Origin of the sequence: Longitalea luteola (genome assembly GCF_017356035.1) — a bacterium.
Classification (GTDB): Bacteria; Bacteroidota; Bacteroidia; order Chitinophagales; family Chitinophagaceae; genus Niastella; species Niastella luteola.
In genome coordinates this window covers 1-16,641 of sequence record NZ_JAFIQX010000009.1, presented here as the reverse complement: position 1 = coordinate 16,641, position 16,641 = coordinate 1, and the positions used below count along the sequence as shown (strand labels likewise).

General features: G+C 44.2%; 13 protein-coding genes and 2 tRNA genes. 7 read left to right on the top strand and 8 right to left on the bottom strand.

The genetic code is table 11. From position 1 onward, the window contains the following. Positions 1-4 precede the first annotated feature (4 nt). Positions 5-919: a T9SS type A sorting domain-containing protein gene (locus JUB15_RS20025; protein WP_207514427.1), complete on the bottom strand. Its 915-nt coding sequence runs from the start codon at positions 917-919 to the stop codon at positions 5-7. A gap of 496 nt (positions 920-1,415) precedes the next feature. Between JUB15_RS20025 and JUB15_RS20020 the strand changes: the two genes are divergently transcribed. After that, on the top strand, positions 1,416-1,907 hold the full coding sequence (locus JUB15_RS20020) for a hypothetical protein (RefSeq protein WP_207514426.1): 492 nt from the start codon (positions 1,416-1,418) through the stop codon (positions 1,905-1,907). A 107-nt stretch (positions 1,908-2,014) separates the two neighbouring features. Here JUB15_RS20020 and JUB15_RS20015 read toward each other — a convergent pair whose 3' ends face one another. Together JUB15_RS20015 and glyA are read right to left on the bottom strand one after the other, a co-directional pair. Continuing rightward, positions 2,015-2,440 (bottom strand): DUF4293 domain-containing protein, encoded by a 426-nt coding sequence (locus JUB15_RS20015; RefSeq protein WP_207514425.1) that lies wholly within the window; start codon positions 2,438-2,440, stop codon positions 2,015-2,017. 225 nt (positions 2,441-2,665) lie between these two features. Further along, on the bottom strand, positions 2,666-3,946 hold the full coding sequence (glyA, locus tag JUB15_RS20010) for a serine hydroxymethyltransferase (RefSeq protein ID WP_207514424.1): 1,281 nt from the start codon (positions 3,944-3,946) through the stop codon (positions 2,666-2,668). A gap of 462 nt (positions 3,947-4,408) precedes the next feature. Here glyA and JUB15_RS20005 point away from each other — a divergent pair, with 462 nt between their 5' ends. Both JUB15_RS20005 and JUB15_RS20000 read left to right on the top strand, forming a co-directional pair. Beyond that, positions 4,409-5,407, top strand: coding sequence for a sugar phosphate nucleotidyltransferase (locus JUB15_RS20005; protein WP_207514423.1), 999 nt, complete (start codon positions 4,409-4,411; stop codon positions 5,405-5,407). Between the two features lie 175 nt (positions 5,408-5,582). Beyond that, positions 5,583-5,996 (top strand): carboxypeptidase-like regulatory domain-containing protein, encoded by a 414-nt coding sequence (locus tag JUB15_RS20000; RefSeq protein WP_207514422.1) that lies wholly within the window; start codon positions 5,583-5,585, stop codon positions 5,994-5,996. Positions 5,997-6,420: 424 nt separating this feature from the next. Here JUB15_RS20000 and JUB15_RS19995 read toward each other — a convergent pair whose 3' ends face one another. From JUB15_RS19995 to JUB15_RS19980, 4 genes are all read right to left on the bottom strand, one after another. Then, positions 6,421-7,317, bottom strand: a complete 897-nt coding sequence (locus tag JUB15_RS19995) for a hypothetical protein (protein ID WP_207514421.1) — start codon at positions 7,315-7,317, stop codon at positions 6,421-6,423. 106 nt (positions 7,318-7,423) lie between these two features. Further along, positions 7,424-8,017 (bottom strand): RNA 2',3'-cyclic phosphodiesterase, encoded by a 594-nt coding sequence (gene thpR / locus JUB15_RS19990; RefSeq protein ID WP_207514420.1) that lies wholly within the window; start codon positions 8,015-8,017, stop codon positions 7,424-7,426. A 94-nt stretch (positions 8,018-8,111) separates the two neighbouring features. Then, a complete protein-coding gene (locus JUB15_RS19985) occupies positions 8,112-9,425 on the bottom strand; it encodes an ABC transporter permease (protein ID WP_207514419.1) in 1,314 nt (437 codons plus the stop codon). A gap of 12 nt (positions 9,426-9,437) precedes the next feature. Then, a complete protein-coding gene (locus JUB15_RS19980) occupies positions 9,438-10,370 on the bottom strand; it encodes an ABC transporter ATP-binding protein (protein ID WP_207514418.1) in 933 nt (310 codons plus the stop codon). A 181-nt stretch (positions 10,371-10,551) separates the two neighbouring features. Between JUB15_RS19980 and JUB15_RS19975 the strand changes: the two genes are divergently transcribed. Next, the gene (locus JUB15_RS19975; RefSeq protein ID WP_207514417.1) at positions 10,552-11,547 is read left to right on the top strand and encodes a zinc dependent phospholipase C family protein; all 996 of its coding nucleotides are present in this window, start codon (positions 10,552-10,554) and stop codon (positions 11,545-11,547) included. 239 nt (positions 11,548-11,786) lie between these two features. Here JUB15_RS19975 and JUB15_RS19970 read toward each other — a convergent pair whose 3' ends face one another. Then, on the bottom strand, positions 11,787-13,364 hold the full coding sequence (locus JUB15_RS19970) for an NAD(P)/FAD-dependent oxidoreductase (RefSeq protein ID WP_207514416.1): 1,578 nt from the start codon (positions 13,362-13,364) through the stop codon (positions 11,787-11,789). Positions 13,365-14,421: 1,057 nt separating this feature from the next. Here JUB15_RS19970 and dnaA point away from each other — a divergent pair. From dnaA to JUB15_RS19955, 3 genes are all read left to right on the top strand, one after another. Further along, positions 14,422-15,855: a chromosomal replication initiator protein DnaA gene (gene dnaA / locus JUB15_RS19965; protein WP_207514415.1), complete on the top strand. Its 1,434-nt coding sequence runs from the start codon at positions 14,422-14,424 to the stop codon at positions 15,853-15,855. A 315-nt stretch (positions 15,856-16,170) separates the two neighbouring features. After that, a tRNA-Ser gene (locus JUB15_RS19960) sits at positions 16,171-16,261 on the top strand. 81 nt (positions 16,262-16,342) lie between these two features. Beyond that, positions 16,343-16,416 (top strand) — tRNA-Pro (locus JUB15_RS19955). The last annotated feature ends 225 nt before the right edge of the window (positions 16,417-16,641 follow it).

The window sequence follows — 16,641 nt, the reverse complement described above, 5'->3', positions numbered from 1 at the left end:
TAGATTAATTCTTCATCAGTTTCAGGATCTGCTCCTGGTCTGCCTTATTCCTGAATTTCAGGAAGTACATGCCTTTAGGGGCATTCTCATCCAGTGCGATGGCGTTAGCGCCTACGATGCGGAACCTGATCTGTTGGCCGGAAACATTGAACACCCTGATATTGCCGGATGTGAGGTCAGCAGAAGTGGCGCCGATCAGTTGTATTTCGCTGGTGAAAGGATTCGGGAATACTTTGGTAATGATGCCTGAGCCTTTTTTGCTGTTTACATAAACCACTTTGGAAAGCTCTGATTTGCCATCAATATCGATCATATTTAAACGATACCAGTAAGAGCCATTGGCTGGCAGCGGATCTTTAAAAGAATATTTAATAGCATCCAAAGAAGTTCCGGCAGCAGTTACCTTACCTACAGTAACAAAGTTTTTGCCATCAGCGCTTCTTTGCACTTCATATTGGAAGCTGTTTTCTTCAAGAGAAGAAGTCCATGCGAGGGTCGCTTCTGTTTCAGTGCTCAACCGGCCATTGAAAGAAGACAATTTAATGGGCAATGCGCCGCCGGCAATGGGTGTGAAAGTACATTCTCTAAGCTCAGTACCTACATAAAAGTCCACCTCAACGCGTTGGATACCCTGGCAACCGTATGAAATGGAAATGGAGGTAGAGGAAGCAGGGAGCGGGGTAGAAGGATTACCATTAATATCCGGAATAGGTAAACCGTTTCCACCGATCAGGGTCACAGCACCAATCGTTCCTGGTTCACCCGCAGGTAAATTACCTAAGAATACTTTACAAAAACTAGGCGAAGTGGGCATGTTAAAATACTGACCAACAGCAAGCGGGCAATCCGGATCGGGTTGAGCCATGGTTGCTGCCGTATAGGCCACTAAAGACATGATCAAGAGGTAAAACTTTTTCATACATACATTTATTTGGTTCTGAAAATAAAATTGCCTTTACCGCTGTTTGAAAAAAACATACGGATTACGGTTAGCGAACTACTCTGTGTAGGATCGCATGGGCTTTAAACAGGAGCTGGAAAACTTTGGGAGTGATCAAAAACCTATATCAGTGGGATTTAAAAGGATATGGATTAAAATCAATGTGATTCAAACAGGGAAAATGCAACAGGTAGGAAATTCTAACAGATATTGGAAATAGACTACGTCAGGGGAAAAAACCAATAAATGGTTTATACGAATAGTTTTGTCTCTTAATATTCAATAGGGGGTGGATACGGAGTCGAAGGTAATAAAAATACTGAGATTTCAAAATCATTTACAAGATTAAATTGTGATAGTGAAGACCTTGCCGGTTATACGAAGCTGGTTGACCATCTTGCTGCGCCTTTGCGGTCTTTTAACACAAATAAAGCATTTGCTATACTTACTTTGCACAAATCTTATAGCAGGTTGAATGTATAAATTTATAATTTCTTTATTACTGATAATCATTACTACCAGGGCGATATCACAATCGATAGGGGTTCCCCGCCTCATCGATATGCTCGACTGGAACACTACACGAATTGATACTACTTTAAAGGCAGATGGTTACCTGTTGATGCAAAAAGATGTAGACTCTACCAGTTCGTTGTACCAGTATTCCTGGTTCGATAAACTGCAGGATGGCCGCGCCGTAGTGCGTTCTTTTATGTTTATGGATGCAACAGCAAGGGGTTTTAAGAGCAGGCTGATCACCTATCGCACCTATAATAAAGAGGAGTACCAGCAGATCGCTGCCTGGCTGCTGGCCAACAACTATCATATGACCGAAAAGTACGACTTCAGGGAAGCACAGCATACCATCTACAGTAATGGCAGGTTCAGCATCAGAGTAAAAGTGATCACTACGCAGCTAAAGGATGGCAAGAAGTTTATTGCTTATGAGCTTGAGTTGGGCAAATAAATACAAGTTATTCAGTTCATAAGTTATTCAGTTCACTAAGTTAATAACTGAGGAACTCAATAACTGAATAACTTAAAAACTAAGGAACTGAGTAACGAGTATGCGTACTATCTTAACCGGTCAAGACTTTTAACCAGTTTCTCGTCCCTCCGAATGCCTCTTATGGCAAAGAATAAAAGTATGGGAATGAAGATGGCAAAAATGGCGGTGAGATCGAACTTGCCTTCGTTCTGTACAAACTTTTTTGTTTCTGAAAAGAACAGTACGAGGTTGATGATCGATACTAACAGGGTCACCAGCACGAGGCGTAACTGCGTCTTCCGGTTCTTGTATAAGAAGATGGCTATGATGGAAGCAATGCCTACACCCGCCGTTAAGATCAGCAGCAGCAAATTGCTTTGCGCGGTTAACGAAGCAAAGGTCTTCTGCTGATTTTCCCCAATGATATTGCCGCTGTAAAAAGAAAACTTCAAACTGCAGAACGCAGCAGCGGCAGCCAGTAATAACCAAACGGATTGTAGACGTTGGATCATGTGTTATGGTTTGTGAGTAGTGATGGTGAACGTTAATGAAATTGAGTTTAGAATGATGTTCAGGTTTTTGGTTGTAATTGTTACCGGTTACCAGTCACCGGTTGCCGGGCCAACATGCCGGTTAATTACCTGCATATTGCGTACCTGGAAACTGGTAACCTGTAACCGGCAACTCTTTGCAAATAACGTTCAGCTACGAATATTGAGCAATCAGAATTGATGCTCTTATCCTAATTCCGGATACAACGGGAACTGTTGCATAAAGGCATGCACATCGTGCTTTACGGCATTGATGGTGGCCTCATTGTCAGTATCCATTAACATTTTATCGATCATGTTTACCACGGTTTCCATATGCGATTCCTTCATACCTCTGGTGGTGATGGCAGGAACGCCTACCCGGATACCACTGGTAACGAATGGGCTCTTGTCATCGAAAGGCACCGCATTTTTATTAAGCGTGATATGCGCTTTATCGAGCGTTTCCTGCGCTTTTTTACCGGTAAGATTCTTGTTACGCAGGTCGATCAGCATTAAATGATTGTCGGTACCGTTGCTGATGAGGTTATAGCCGCGTTTTACAAAAGCAGCAGCCATAGCCTGCGCATTTTTAATGATCTGCTCACCGTAGGTTTTGAACTCATCGGTAAGGATCTCACCAAAAGCAACAGCTTTGGCAGCGATAACATGCTCCAGCGGACCACCCTGCATACCAGGGAAAACGGCCAGGTCGAGCAGGGCGCTCATGGGGCGGATATTTCCTTTGGGGTCTTTAATGCCCAGCGGGTTGTCGAAATCATGACGAAGCATGATGATACCGCCGCGGGGACCACGCAGGGTTTTATGGGTAGTGGAAGTTACGATATGACAATGATCAAAAGGATCGTTTAGCAGGCCTTTAGCAATTAAACCGGCGGGGTGGGCGATATCAGCCATAACCAGGGCGCCGATGGAGTCGGCGACTGCCCGGATGCGCTTATAATCCCAGTCGCGGCTGTAAGCAGAAGCACCGCAAATGATCATTTTGGGTTTCTCTTTTTTGGCAATGGCTTCCAGCTGATCATAATCGACCAGACCGGTTTCTTTAACAACGCCGTACGATAAAGCCTGGTAGTTCTTGCCACTGAAATTGGCCGGACTGCCATGGGTGAGATGGCCGCCCATGCTCAGGTCGAGCCCCAGGATCTTGTCGCCGGGTTTTAAGCAGGCTAAAAATACGGCAACGTTGGCCTGAGCGCCTGCATGGGGTTGTACGTTGGCCCAGCTGGCATTGAAGATCTTTTTCAGGCGGTCGATGGCCAGTGATTCAATTTCATCCACCACTTCACAACCACCATAATAGCGTTTGCCGGGATAGCCTTCAGCATATTTATTGGTAGGTACAGAGCCCATGGCCTGCATTACCTGGTAGGAAGTAAAATTTTCGGAAGCAATGAGTTCTATTCCATTTCTTTGACGTTCAAGTTCTTTATTAAGAAGGTCAAAAACAAGCGTATCTTTTTGCATGGCGCAAAAATAAGTTACAAGTTCCAAGTTACAAGTTCCAAGTTGCAAGTTTCTCCAAAGCAGGCCTCACTTGCGAGGCAGCAGGTTGTGTAGAGCCGTATACGTAAACCCGGAACGTGAAACTTGTACCTGTAACGCTCACTTTCAAGGTAACTGGCACCCGGTACCCGGTAACCGGTAACTGGTACCCGGTAACTGGTAACCGGTACCCGGTACCCGGTAACCGGTAACCGGTAACCGGTACCCGGTACCTGGTAACTGGTAACTGGTACCCGGTAACCGGTTTTCCAACTAACAAACGCTGGTAAAATTTTTTTTACTATTTTCACGGCTTTGAAAACAAACCACTTGTTTTTCAGGAAATAATCAGTGCTTTGTGGGTTCGATAGAAGAAAGAGGCGGCAATAAATAAGCCTGGCTGTTTTCCCGGCCCCGTCGGGATGAAGAACAAATATTTTTCAAATGAAAGCAATTATTCCCGTAGCTGGAGCAGGTACAAAACTGCGACCGCATACGTACACGCAACCAAAGGCACTAATACCCCTGGCCGGTAAAACCATACTCAGCATCATTGTTGACCAGTTACGCGAAGCAGGCATCAATGAATTTGTTTTTATTGTTGGTTATCTGGGCGATAAAATACAGGACTACGTTAAAGAGAAATATCCCGAACTGAAAGCCTGGTTCGTAACCCAGAGCGAACGCCACGGTATTGGCCATGCCATTCAATTGACCAAAGACATAGTAGCTGATGATGAAATATTCATCGTACTGGGCGATACCATCTGCGAATATGACGTAAAAGAACTGCTCGATATGCCCTGCTCGGCTTTGGGCGTTAAACGGGTGGATGATCCCCGCGATTTCGGTGTGGTAGAATTGGGCGAAGATGGATTCATTAACCGGGTGGTGGAAAAACCACAGATCCCCAAATCGAATATGGCGCTGGTGGGCATTTACCGCATTAAAGAAACATCCTTCCTGTTCAACTGCCTTGAAAGTAATATCCGCAACCAGGTCATGAGCCGGGGCGAGTTCAGCATCACCGATGCCCTGGAATGTATGATACAGCATGGCGCCAGGTTTCAGCCCTTCAAAGTGCAGAACTGGTTCGATTGTGGAAAGAAAGATACCTTGCTGGAATCGAACGCCACTTTGCTAAAAAAGTTTGGCGGCGTCATTAGCCCCGATCACAATTTTGAAAATACCATCATTATTCCTCCGGTCAGCGTTGCAGAAGGCTGTGATATCAAAAATTCTATAATTGGTCCTAACGTTACCATAGGCGAAAAGACCACGATCAGTTATTCAATAATTAAAGATTCTATTATTGGTTCATTTGCAGACCTCTACGATATTGTATTAACGAATTCTCTCATCGGAAGCGATACCGAAGTAAAAGGTGAGAGCCGCAGTTTGAATATCGGCGACAATACAGAGATCGACCTGGGTGAATCGTGAGTAAATTTTTCGGGAGCAAAAGCAGACTTAACTGGGTAAAATCTTTATAATTTAAGTACCTTCAGGGTAGGAATGCAACATTATGTACGTGCGTTGTGTCTTTGTAATTGGTCCCGTTTGAAAACTAATGGCAGCTGATGTTTGGTTTTGCCAACCTTTTAAACACTAATTTTTTATGAGAGGTAAAAAGACTTACCTGTTGCTTGCAGCGTTACTGCCTCTTGCATTGTTAGCCAAAGCTAATGGCGATAACGGTCATCGTAAATCGACAGAGCCGGTATTACAGGGATGCGTAGCGGATGCCTGTACCAAAAAACCTTTACAAGGGGTAACCGTTTCTATTTCCACATCGAAAGGACAGGAAAAGAGAGAGTTCACCACCGATGCAGCGGGCAATTTCAAAGTGCCGCAAATGCCGGTTGGCGAAGTGATCATTGTGCTGGAAAAGAAAGGATATAAAACCACCCGCCGCGAAGGGATCATTATCAAAGAAGGTGTTTCCCTCAAAATGAATTTCGATATTACGAACATGCGCCCCGACGATGAAAGCGATGTATTTCATCCTTTCATGCGAATGATGGAAGGCTGATCCATAGGTTGAAATAACTATAATAAAGAGACCGCTTCTTTTGAAGGGGTCTTTTTTTTAGGGTTACCGGTTACGGGTACCGGTTACCGGGTGCCGGGGCTCAGGTTACAGGTTACAAGGGTTTCAGGTTATCCAGGAAGGCTAAAGGCTGAAAGCTGAAGGCTAAAGGCAGAAGGCTGAAGGCGGAAGGCTGAAGGTTAAAGGCGGAAGGCTAAAAGCCAAGCTCCAACACGGCTATTAAAGCTGCACATTCAATTCAAGCGGAGCAAGCGTTACGCATTTAGCGTTAGGCGTTCAGCGGTTTTAGCGTTCGGCCTTAAGCGTTAGGCCTTAAGCGGTTTTTGGCATTCAGCGTAAAAAAGGCCGGACTGAGAACAGCCCCGCCTTATGAGAAAATCACTAGTCTAATGCGTATCCGAAAGATCTAATGATCAATTTTCATTTGACCTTCTTGTTTTTTAATGGCTATAGTCTTCTGCCTGAAATACTTTTTGTATTTGTCAGTAATCTCCTGCGGTTGTTTTTTATCATTGATGAACAGATCGCCGTTTTTGTATTCGATCGTGTAATCTTCTTTAGTGCTTAATAAGCCGGCAGCTTCCATGTCGTAGATCATTTCCTGGTAGCCTTTCATGTCGGTTTTAGCTTTGTCAATTTCCATTTTGGCCTTATCCATTTCCTTACTGAAATCGAATTGCTGCTTTTTCAATTCGCCCTTGACTTTGGCTATTTCTTTCCTGGCATTTTCGAGTTCTTTCTTCACTTCATCCCTGTTAAAAGCCTGGGCTTTTTTCAATTCTTCCTTCCACTCTTCTTTTTTCAGGGCTTCCTGAACGTGCTTTTGGGCTTTCTCGAGTTCATGCCGGAGCTCTTCTTTGTCAATTTTCTTTACTTCATCCAGTGATCTTTCAATGCTGCGTTGTATTTCGGCGAAATCGATCTTTGCCAGCGATTCCTGTACCTGGCGATTGATCTTTTCATAATCAATGCTCTTCGTGGCCATGTCTATTTGTTCCTGGATCTTATCGAAGTTTATTCTGCTGATCGATTCTTCTGCCATGCGGGAAACCTCATTCCAGTCTTTTTCTTTCATCTTTTCCAGCTGTTCCTGGGCTTTGTCCAATTGACGTAGTTCTTTATCAAGGTCACGGTCATCGGTTTCGCGGGTAACTTTATTTCTTTTAGGGATGGTATCGTTGGTGTTGTCGGCCATGGTCAAATATGGTTGCTGGTTGCCGCTAAAAGCTTCCAGGGTTACAACAGTAGCCACAGCGAGCAGGGCCAGGGCGCCCCAGCGGATAAGTGGTGGATTCAATTTCATGGTGTTAAGTTTATAGTTTCTATTTACGACGTCCTTCGTATAAAAATACGATACATTTCGTAATTTGTTGCATGAGGGCATTCCTTTTTTTAAGCGGTCTCTTTTTTTAACGTTTATTCAGCGGAAAGGCATTGGCAACTTCCCAGGCCTGTCCGTTATGCCGGAGCAGGCAAACGGCATTGGCTGTGAACGCTACTTCATACGACCGCTGTTGAAAGTATTGCCAGGCCAGGGGGAAATCTTCTTTTTGCAGATCACGGTTGGCGATCGTAACGTGTGGGTGATAGGGGCGGTCTTCTTTTTTAATGGGAAAGCCGGTGTTAAGAAGAAAAGCTTCCAGGCGCGCCTGTAAATCGCTTAAATGGGTATTGGGTTGAACATGTACATAGATTACCCGCGGTTTAAAAGCCGCAAAGTCCTTTAAGTAAATGGGGAAAGAGGACTGTTCTTGCGTGAACTCCAGTATTCCTTCCTCCAATTCGTGGTGCAGGGTGGTGGGCATATTAAAGGGCGGAATAAGCGTTATATGCGCCGGTGATTTCAGCGCCACCCTGCACCCGAACTGTTGCAGCATATAGTGTTTCCATTCCAGTACCTGCTGGTTGATCTCTTCCGGTGTTACTATGGCGATAAAATAAAGCATGGTGAATGGTGAGTGGTGAATGGCTCGCGACAATTGAAACTGATAACAGATTTGCAAAGCCTCAAATTTTTGCCGATTGCCATGCCATTGCCATTTCCTTTTGCTTCCGTGCGCTAGCCCATTAGCACATTGGCAAATTAGCACATTGCCTTTACTGTTTCCGGAACGCCCATCGGAGCATTTCCTTCCACGTTACTTTCTTGCCATACATCAGGATGCCGGTACGATAAATTTTGGCAGTAAGCCAGGCAAAGAATATAATGCTGATCACCAGTAATAACATGGAAATGATCAACTCGCTCAGGGGAACGTCGTACATGATGCGGCCCACCATGACCACAGGCGATGTGAGCGGGAATATACTGCCAAAGACCACCAGCGGGCTGCCCGGTTCTGCAACCGCCTTCGTCATGATCACAAACCCCAGCACGATCGGCATCATTACCGGGAATACCATCGATTGTGCTTCATTCTGATCATCGCTTACGACACTGCCAATGGCGGCAAACATAGAGGCATATAACAGGTAGCCGCCGAGAAAATAAAAAATAAAACAAAAACTGATCATTCCCCAGGGAACAGAATTAATACCGGCGCGGAATGCGGCCAGTTTATCAGTATTATCAGCCACGGCAGCTGCGCCCGGCGCTGCCTGCGGCAAAGCGCTCATATCGAATGAAGGGATGAAGGCCGACAGGATCATCTGCAAACCAAGGATCAGTACGATCCAGATGGCAAACTGGGTTAAACCTACTGCGCCAATGCCAATGATCTTTCCCATCATCAATTGAAAAGGTTTCACCGAGCTTACCATTACTTCAGCAATGCGGTTTATCTTTTCTTCCATTACGCCCCGCATTACCATCGTACCATAAATGAGCATGATAATGTAAATGAGCATGCCGCAGCTGAAAGCTACGATCGATGAAACCAGGGCCACGCCTTTCTTCTCCTCTTTTCCATTTAGGATCTTGTTATCAATGGATACATTTGATTTTATTGAGCGGTATTGCTCCCGCGTAATATTGGCCGATTGCAGTCTTCTTAACTCTATGGCATTATCGATCATGCGCTCGATCTTGTTTTTCTGGCTAACGGCTACGGGTGACTGGCTGTAGAGTTGAATATTGTTAACGGGCTGCGTAATATCGATGGGCGGAATGTATAAAAAGTAATCATAGCCCAGGCTTTTGTACTTTACTTTCAGTGAATCGGGCTGCTGACCGGTAATGAACACATACTCGGACGCGTCGCTCTTGGATTTTTCCATACCGGAGCTGAGCAGGCCGGCTTCGTCGATCACCGCTATTTTATTTTTTTCGTGTCCGCCGCTGGCGCCAATGGCGATCATGATGGCATAGAAGACCACAATGAGAATGGGCACGCCAATGGTAGTGAACAGAAAAGATTTTTTCTTCACCCGAACCAGGTATTCGCGTTGTATAATGAGTAAGATCTTGTTCATTTCAATATCGTATTAAGCTGATGCAATTTGGAATTGACGGGCAAGTGGAGTGCCTTCTACCAATTTTATAAAGATATCGCTGAGCGAAGGCAGCATTTCATGAAAGGAGTTGATGCCGATCTGTTGCTGCAGGAAATGATTCAGCACATCATTGGGTTTGTATCCTTCTTTGATCCTCAGGAGCAGCTGATGGCCTTTTTGCTGAATGACCTCGAAAGCTTCGCTTTGATGGTTGCCAGGGTTGCTATCGAGACCGATGGAAAAAATGTTCTCCTTGAATTGTTGTTTAACGCTGTTCACTGAGCCATCGAGGATCTTTTGTCCTTTATTGACGAGAATGATGTGATCGCATATTTCTTCTACCTGCTCCATGCGGTGCGTACTGAAAATAATACTGCTGCCGTTTTGGGCCAGCTTGTAAATTTCATCTTTGATGAGATTGCTGTTAACGGGATCGAGGCCGCTGAATGGTTCATCGAGAATGATGAGTTTGGGATCGTTCAGTACGGTGGTCACAAACTGCAATTTTTGCTGCATGCCTTTGCTCAGGTCTTCAACTTTTTTGTTCCACCAGCTTTGCATTTCAAATTTTATGAACCAGTGTTTTACCCGTTCCAGCGCGGTTGCCTTGCTGAGCCCTTTTAATTGCGCCAGGTAAATGGCCTGATCGCCGATCTTCATTTTTTTGTACAGTCCTTTTTCTTCGGGCATATAGCCTATATAAGCAACATCTTTATCGGGGTTGAACGGTTGTCCATTGAAGATGATCTCGCCATCGTCTGGAAACAGGATGCCGGTGATCATTCTGATAAGGGTGGTTTTACCGGCGCCGTTAGGACCCAGTAAGCCGAAAATGCTGCCGGGGGCCAGCGAAAAACTGATATCATCTACCGCTTTTTGCGAAGTATAATACTTTTTCAGATGTTTAACTTCCAGTCGGTTCATAGCATGTTAGCTTTTTTAATGAAATGTGGGCGTAAGGTGTGCCACACTTTCCCCGGCGTCGTAAAAATAAGCCTGACACACTTATCACAAAAGGTAATGAAACCGTTAATTAGTAGCAAAAAAAACAGATTTATTACAGCGGCATATTTTATTTGTGCAACTTCGCCGCAAAATATACTCTATGAAAAGGGGGATCGCAATAAGCGGTTTACTGTTGACAGTTATCCTTTGCAGCAGTTGGGGTTTCCTCGCGCATCGTACCATTCATCAACTGGCGGTATACGAGCTGCCACCATCGATGCGGTATTTTTTTCATCGTAATATGAACGAGGTGGTTAAAAGATCGGTACGCGCCGATGAGCGCAGGAGTGAAGATAAGGAGGAAGCGCCCCGCCACTTTATTGACCTCGAGTTATACGGCGACTCGGCTGCCTGGAAGATGCCGAGGACATGGGCGGCGGCCGTAAAAAAATATGGGAAAGACAGTTTGTCTCATGCCGGCTATTTGCCTTATCATGTAATTGCCATAAAAGAAAAGCTGACGGCAGCTTTCCGCAGTGGTAATAAAGACAGTATACTTTTTTATGCAACTGATCTGGGACATTATATAAGTGATGCACATGTGCCATTGCATACTACTGAGAATTACGATGGCCAGCTCACCGGTCAAAAAGGGCTGCACAGTTTATGGGAATCTACGATCCCCGAAATTGACATCCGGCAATACGATCTGCGCAGCCGTCATAAAGCCCGTTACCTGAAACATCCCGACAGGGTTATCTGGAGCACCATCAGGCAATCGCATAAATTATTACAGGACGTATTTGCCGCAGAGAAAGCGGCGACAAAAGCGTTCACTGAAAAGGAAAAGTACCGGGTGCAAATACGGAATGGAAAAGAGTATAAAAGTTATACTGCTGCCTTTGCAAAAGCGTATAGTGCGCGTTTAGGCAATACCATCAATAAACAATTGATACGATCTGCCAACCTGGTGGCCGACTTCTGGTACACCAGCTGGGTAGATGCCGGTTGTCCGAACCTGAATAAGGGCTTGCTTACACCACAGCGGCAGCAGGAAAGGGAAGAGCTGAGATCGGAGATGGAAGCATTCAAAAAGAACAAACTCATAGAAAAGAAATTGTTAATAGCAAGGCAGGCCAATGACAGGGAAGAGTAGGGGATCACGGCTGATAAGTTGATCAGTTAAACTAATTAACTTGTTTGCCCTATGTAAGTAGTCATTACGAATTCCACAATTTGGAAATTTCCATTCCCCAGAATGCGAATAATTCCCCATTAACAAACGCACATGAAGCGCAATTGATCGGGCGCATAAAACGCAAAAAGCAGCAGCGCGTAAATAACGCAAAAAGCGAAAGTGTTATGTGTACACTTTTTTAGCTTGAGGCATCTGCGTTACGTGTTCACAAGTAATCGTTCGGCATTGGTGGCAACGCGTTCTCCATCCATAGCGGCGCTCACGATGCCCCCTGCATAACCGGCCCCTTCCCCGCAGGGGAAAAGTCCTTTTATTTGCGGGTGTTGGGTTGTTTCCGGATCGCGGGGAATACGAACAGGCGAAGATGTCCTGGATTCGGTAGCAACCAGTACAGCTTCATTGGTAAAATAACCTTTCATTTTTTTACCGAATTCAATAAATGCCTTTTGCAGGGAAGCAGTAACAAAAGCAGGTAATACCTCGTTAAGGGCAGCGCTGTTGATGCCGGGTAAATAAGAGCAGTCGGGTAAATTAGCGGATATTTTTTGTTGGGTAAAATCAACCATGCGCTGAGCCGGTGCTACGAATTTACCACCGCCATATTGAAAGGCTTTCCGTTCGACCGCCTGTTGAAAATACATGCCCGATAAAGGCGAGTTATTCTTTTGAAAATTTACAAAATCTTTTACCTCAACAGCGGTTACGATCCCGGAGTTCGCAAAGGGATTATTCCGTTTGGAAGGCGACCAGCCATTTACCACCAACTCGCCGTCACTGGTAGCCGCAGGCGCAATGATTCCACCAGGGCACATACAAAAGGAGAAAACGCCGCGTTCATTCACTTGTTGGACGAGGCTATAAGAGGCAGGCGGCAGAAATTCATTCCTGGCCTGCCCTGCGGGACAATGATATTGAATGCTGTCGATTATACTTTGCGGATGCTCTACACGAACGCCCAGCGCAAAAGGCTTGGCTTCGATAATGATTTTTTTGCTATGTAGTAATTCAAAAATATCCCTGGCCGAATGACCGGTAGCCAGAATGACAGCATCAGCCATAAAGGAATCCCCGCTGGCAGTCTTCACGCCATAAATGACATTGTTGCGGATGAGTAGGTCGGTAACTTTTTGTTCAAACAAAAAATCACCACCACAAGACAATATTTGTTCTCTTATGGCGGTAATAATTTCAGGAAGTTTATTAGTGCCAATATGAGGGTGCGCTTCATAGAGGATTTTTTCATGAGCGCCGAATTGCACCAGGATGTTTAATATGCGTTCTACATCACCGCGTTTGGTGCTGCGGGTATATAATTTACCATCGCTATATGTACCGGCGCCGCCTTCACCAAAGCAGTAATTGCTCTCCGGGTTTACAATACCCTGTTTATTGAGTGCAGCAAGATCTCTGCGACGAGAGCGCACATCCTTGCCTCTTTCGAGCAGCACAGGTTTAATGCCTTGTTCAATAAGCTTTAGTGCAGCAAACAAACCTGCGGGGCCTGCTCCTATGATCACTACCCGGTGCGCAGCTTTAGCGACATCCTGCAGTACTATTTTTTTGACGTTGCGCTCGATGAATGGTTCATTAACAAAAACAAGGATGGTGAGCATGATCCAGGGCTGGCGTCCTCTGGCATCGATGGAGCGTTTAAGGACCTGGTAGCCAGTGATGGCGGCGGTTTTGACACCTATCGTGCGCGCTGCATATTGTTGTACGATCGATTCTATACTGGCTTCTGAAGGAAGCAGCTTCAATGTAATTTGCTGTTGCATAGTGTTAGGTAGTTAACCTAAAAATTATTGGCAGCACAAAGGTACTAACTACGATTCACAAAAACGTTCCACGATTAACAGTAAGAAAATGTAATTCGTCCCCTTGGTATAGACAGCTTGCTAAAGTAGTGTACGCTGTTTAGCGTTTTGTAATCATAAACTGACACAGTTTTAACAGGTAATTGGATTGTTTGATGTAATTATTTATAAATGAATCGACTTGTATTACACACTTACATTAGAAGAGTGTTAAATTATACCAGTATGTGTTATTGACTTTCATAAAATACCTGAATACCTTGAGTCGTTAAAATTTTACTTACGACTGTTAACCCGTAAGGGTGTATTTATGGCTAATGTGGTAAAATGATAATCTATAACTTTGTTTCAGTTAATGCTATGTTGACATTTGTTTTATTATTTTGATCTTGAAATAAAAAAAACTGGATTTATATTTTCTGCGTTTCAAAATATTTGTACCTTCAATAGCATCCAATAAATAATATGAAGAAAGACTTTTTTAATACTACTGCGTTGTTATCTTTCTTCGATTGCATTCCCTGCGAAACCAACACAATAAAATCCGTTCGATGTAAACCAGGCGCTTCTCGGTCGGCAGGCCCGCTCAAAAAAAAAGTTTCCCGGGCGTATAATAAAATAAAGAGTGTTGCTAATAATGGTACTGACGCAAAATTACGTAGCGTAGTTAACCAGATGGTGAGTGAAAGGTATGCTGCTTTCTGCGTGCTGCTATTTGTATTAGCGAGTGCTCACAGATTGTAAACAGTAACAGAATTTGCGCATAATAATTGCATTGGATTGTTACCTGATGGGAATTATTTTGACAGTAAAAAATAAAATAAATTAATTAGTCAGTCAGAGTGTAGAATTGTCAAAAACTAGTGAATAAAAAATTTTTTTTTCAGTGAAAAAATTTGATATTCGTCGCCCTTTTTAAGTTTCTGAGATTCCCCAACATTCCTGTGAAGTTGACACTAGTGCGCAATAAAAGATGAATACGAACTTAACTCAACATAAAAAAACTGCTTCTAGTATAATGGCTAAGACGTCCGAAAAAGTTTGGAGTAATTGTTTGGAAATAATAAAGGATATTGTTGAGTGGCAACATTTCAAAACCTGGTTTGAGCCTATTAAACCAGTTGAGTTGAGAGACAATATACTTATCATTCAGGTTCCGAGTCAATTCTTTTATGAGTACCTGGAAGAGCATTATGTTAATTTGTTGGCAAAAACATTAAGAAGAGTATTAGGTAAGGACGCCAGATTAGAATACCGGATCATGGTTGATAGTGGCAATCATAATAACAAACCGCTCACTATGGATGTTCCTACACACGGCTACAAAACATTTTCAAGTAATGAGATGGATTTTCCCCTCATTATAAACAATCCGGTTAAGAATCCGTTTGTAATACCGGGTTTGAAAAAAATGCAGATTGATCCGCAGCTCAATCCCATTTATACATTTGAAAGTTTTGTTGAGGGCGATTGTAATCGCGTGGCTCGCCGTGCAGGAAAGACGGTTGCTGAAAAACCAGGCGCCAGTTCATTCAATCCATTGGTAATATATGGAGGTGTAGGTTTGGGTAAAACCCATCTTGCCCAGGGCATCGGTAATGAAACAAAGAGATTACATCCGAACAAAGTTGTATTGTATGTAAGCTCTGAAAAATTCATTAACCAGTTCCAGGATCATAGCCGTAATAATGCGATCAATGACTTTATACATTTTTATCAATTGATAGATGTACTGATCATTGATGATGTGCAGTTCTTTAACCGGGCTGAAAAGTCGCAGGATGCTTTTTTTGCCATCTTCAATCATTTGCATCAAAGCGGCAAGCAATTGATCTTAACGTCAGACAAGCCACCCAAAGACCTGGAAGGGGTTCAGGAAAGGTTGTTGAGCCGTTTCCGCTGGGGGCTGAGTGCCGATCTGCAGGTTCCCGACTATGAGACCCGCATTGAAATACTGGAGCGGAAGATGAAGAACGACGGGTTGGAAATGCCCAGGGAAGTAGTTAAGTATCTGGCTTATAATATCAATAGTAATGTGCGGGAGTTAGAGGGCGCGCTGATCTCATTATTGGCACAATCTTCGCTTAATAAGCGGGAAATTGACCTAGACTTGGCAAAAAGAGTCCTCCGTAATTTCGTGAAAACTAGCAGCAAGGAGATCACCATCGAAACCATACAGAAAATGGTATGCGAATATTTCGATGTGCCTTATGATAAATTGCTGCAGAAAACCCGCAAGCGTGAAATCGTTCAGGCCCGGCAAATTACTATGTACCTGGCCAAGGCGTTCACGAAAAACTCATTAAAAACCATCGGTGAACACTTCGGTGGCCGTGACCATACCACCGTGATCCATTCCTGCCAAACAGTAAAAGATCTGATGGATACCGATAGCACCTTCCGTGAGAGTGTAATGGAGTTACAGCAGAAGGTTCAGTTAGCCGCCATGTAAATATGACCTGATTTAAAAATATAGTCCCTCCGATGTATCGGGGGGATTTTTGTTTTTGGGGTCGATTGGCCGTGCAGCAGCGGTCCAGTGATTTACGAGCGTACCCGGGAGATGTTTTGCGGCCGGTGTAAAGAGGTTACAAGATTAGAATTACTTTTGAATGGCAGCATAAAGCGCTGAAACCAGGCGTCGGCGCTGGTTTCAGCCCGTCGGGCAGGCTTTTCCGGAAAAAAGACGAAAAACAATCTGAATTTTTAGCTATGTAATTGATTTTTATTTGGGAATTTACTCTTAATTTTGCCGTCCCGCCGAAAAGGAGAGGTGCCTGAGTGGCCGAAAGGGCCGGTTTGCTAAACCGTTGTACGAGCTTAAACTTGTACCGAGGGTTCGAATCCCTCCCTCTCCGCTGAGAAGATCCGCCGTGGCAAGTGCAAAGGCGGATATTTTTTACCTCGATCTGGTAGTTGGCAACAACTGAAAAGATCATCGGGAGGTAGTTCAGCCCGGTAGAATACGTGGTTTGGGACCACGGGGTCGCAGGTTCGAATCCTGTCCTCCCGACAAAAACAAACAAGGCAGCAGAAATGCTGCCTTGTTTGTTTTTGTCACTATGTGAATGCAGTCAGGCTGGATTGGGATCAGGTTGAAAAGTTGGGGGATTTAGGGATCAGGTTGAAAAGTTGGGGGATTTAGGAGAAAAAGTAGTTGTTTTGCAGCCAAATAAAACGGACAAGAAACATTGGAAAAGGACCAGGAAAAACAATTGTTAGGCTATTTTTTACCGGA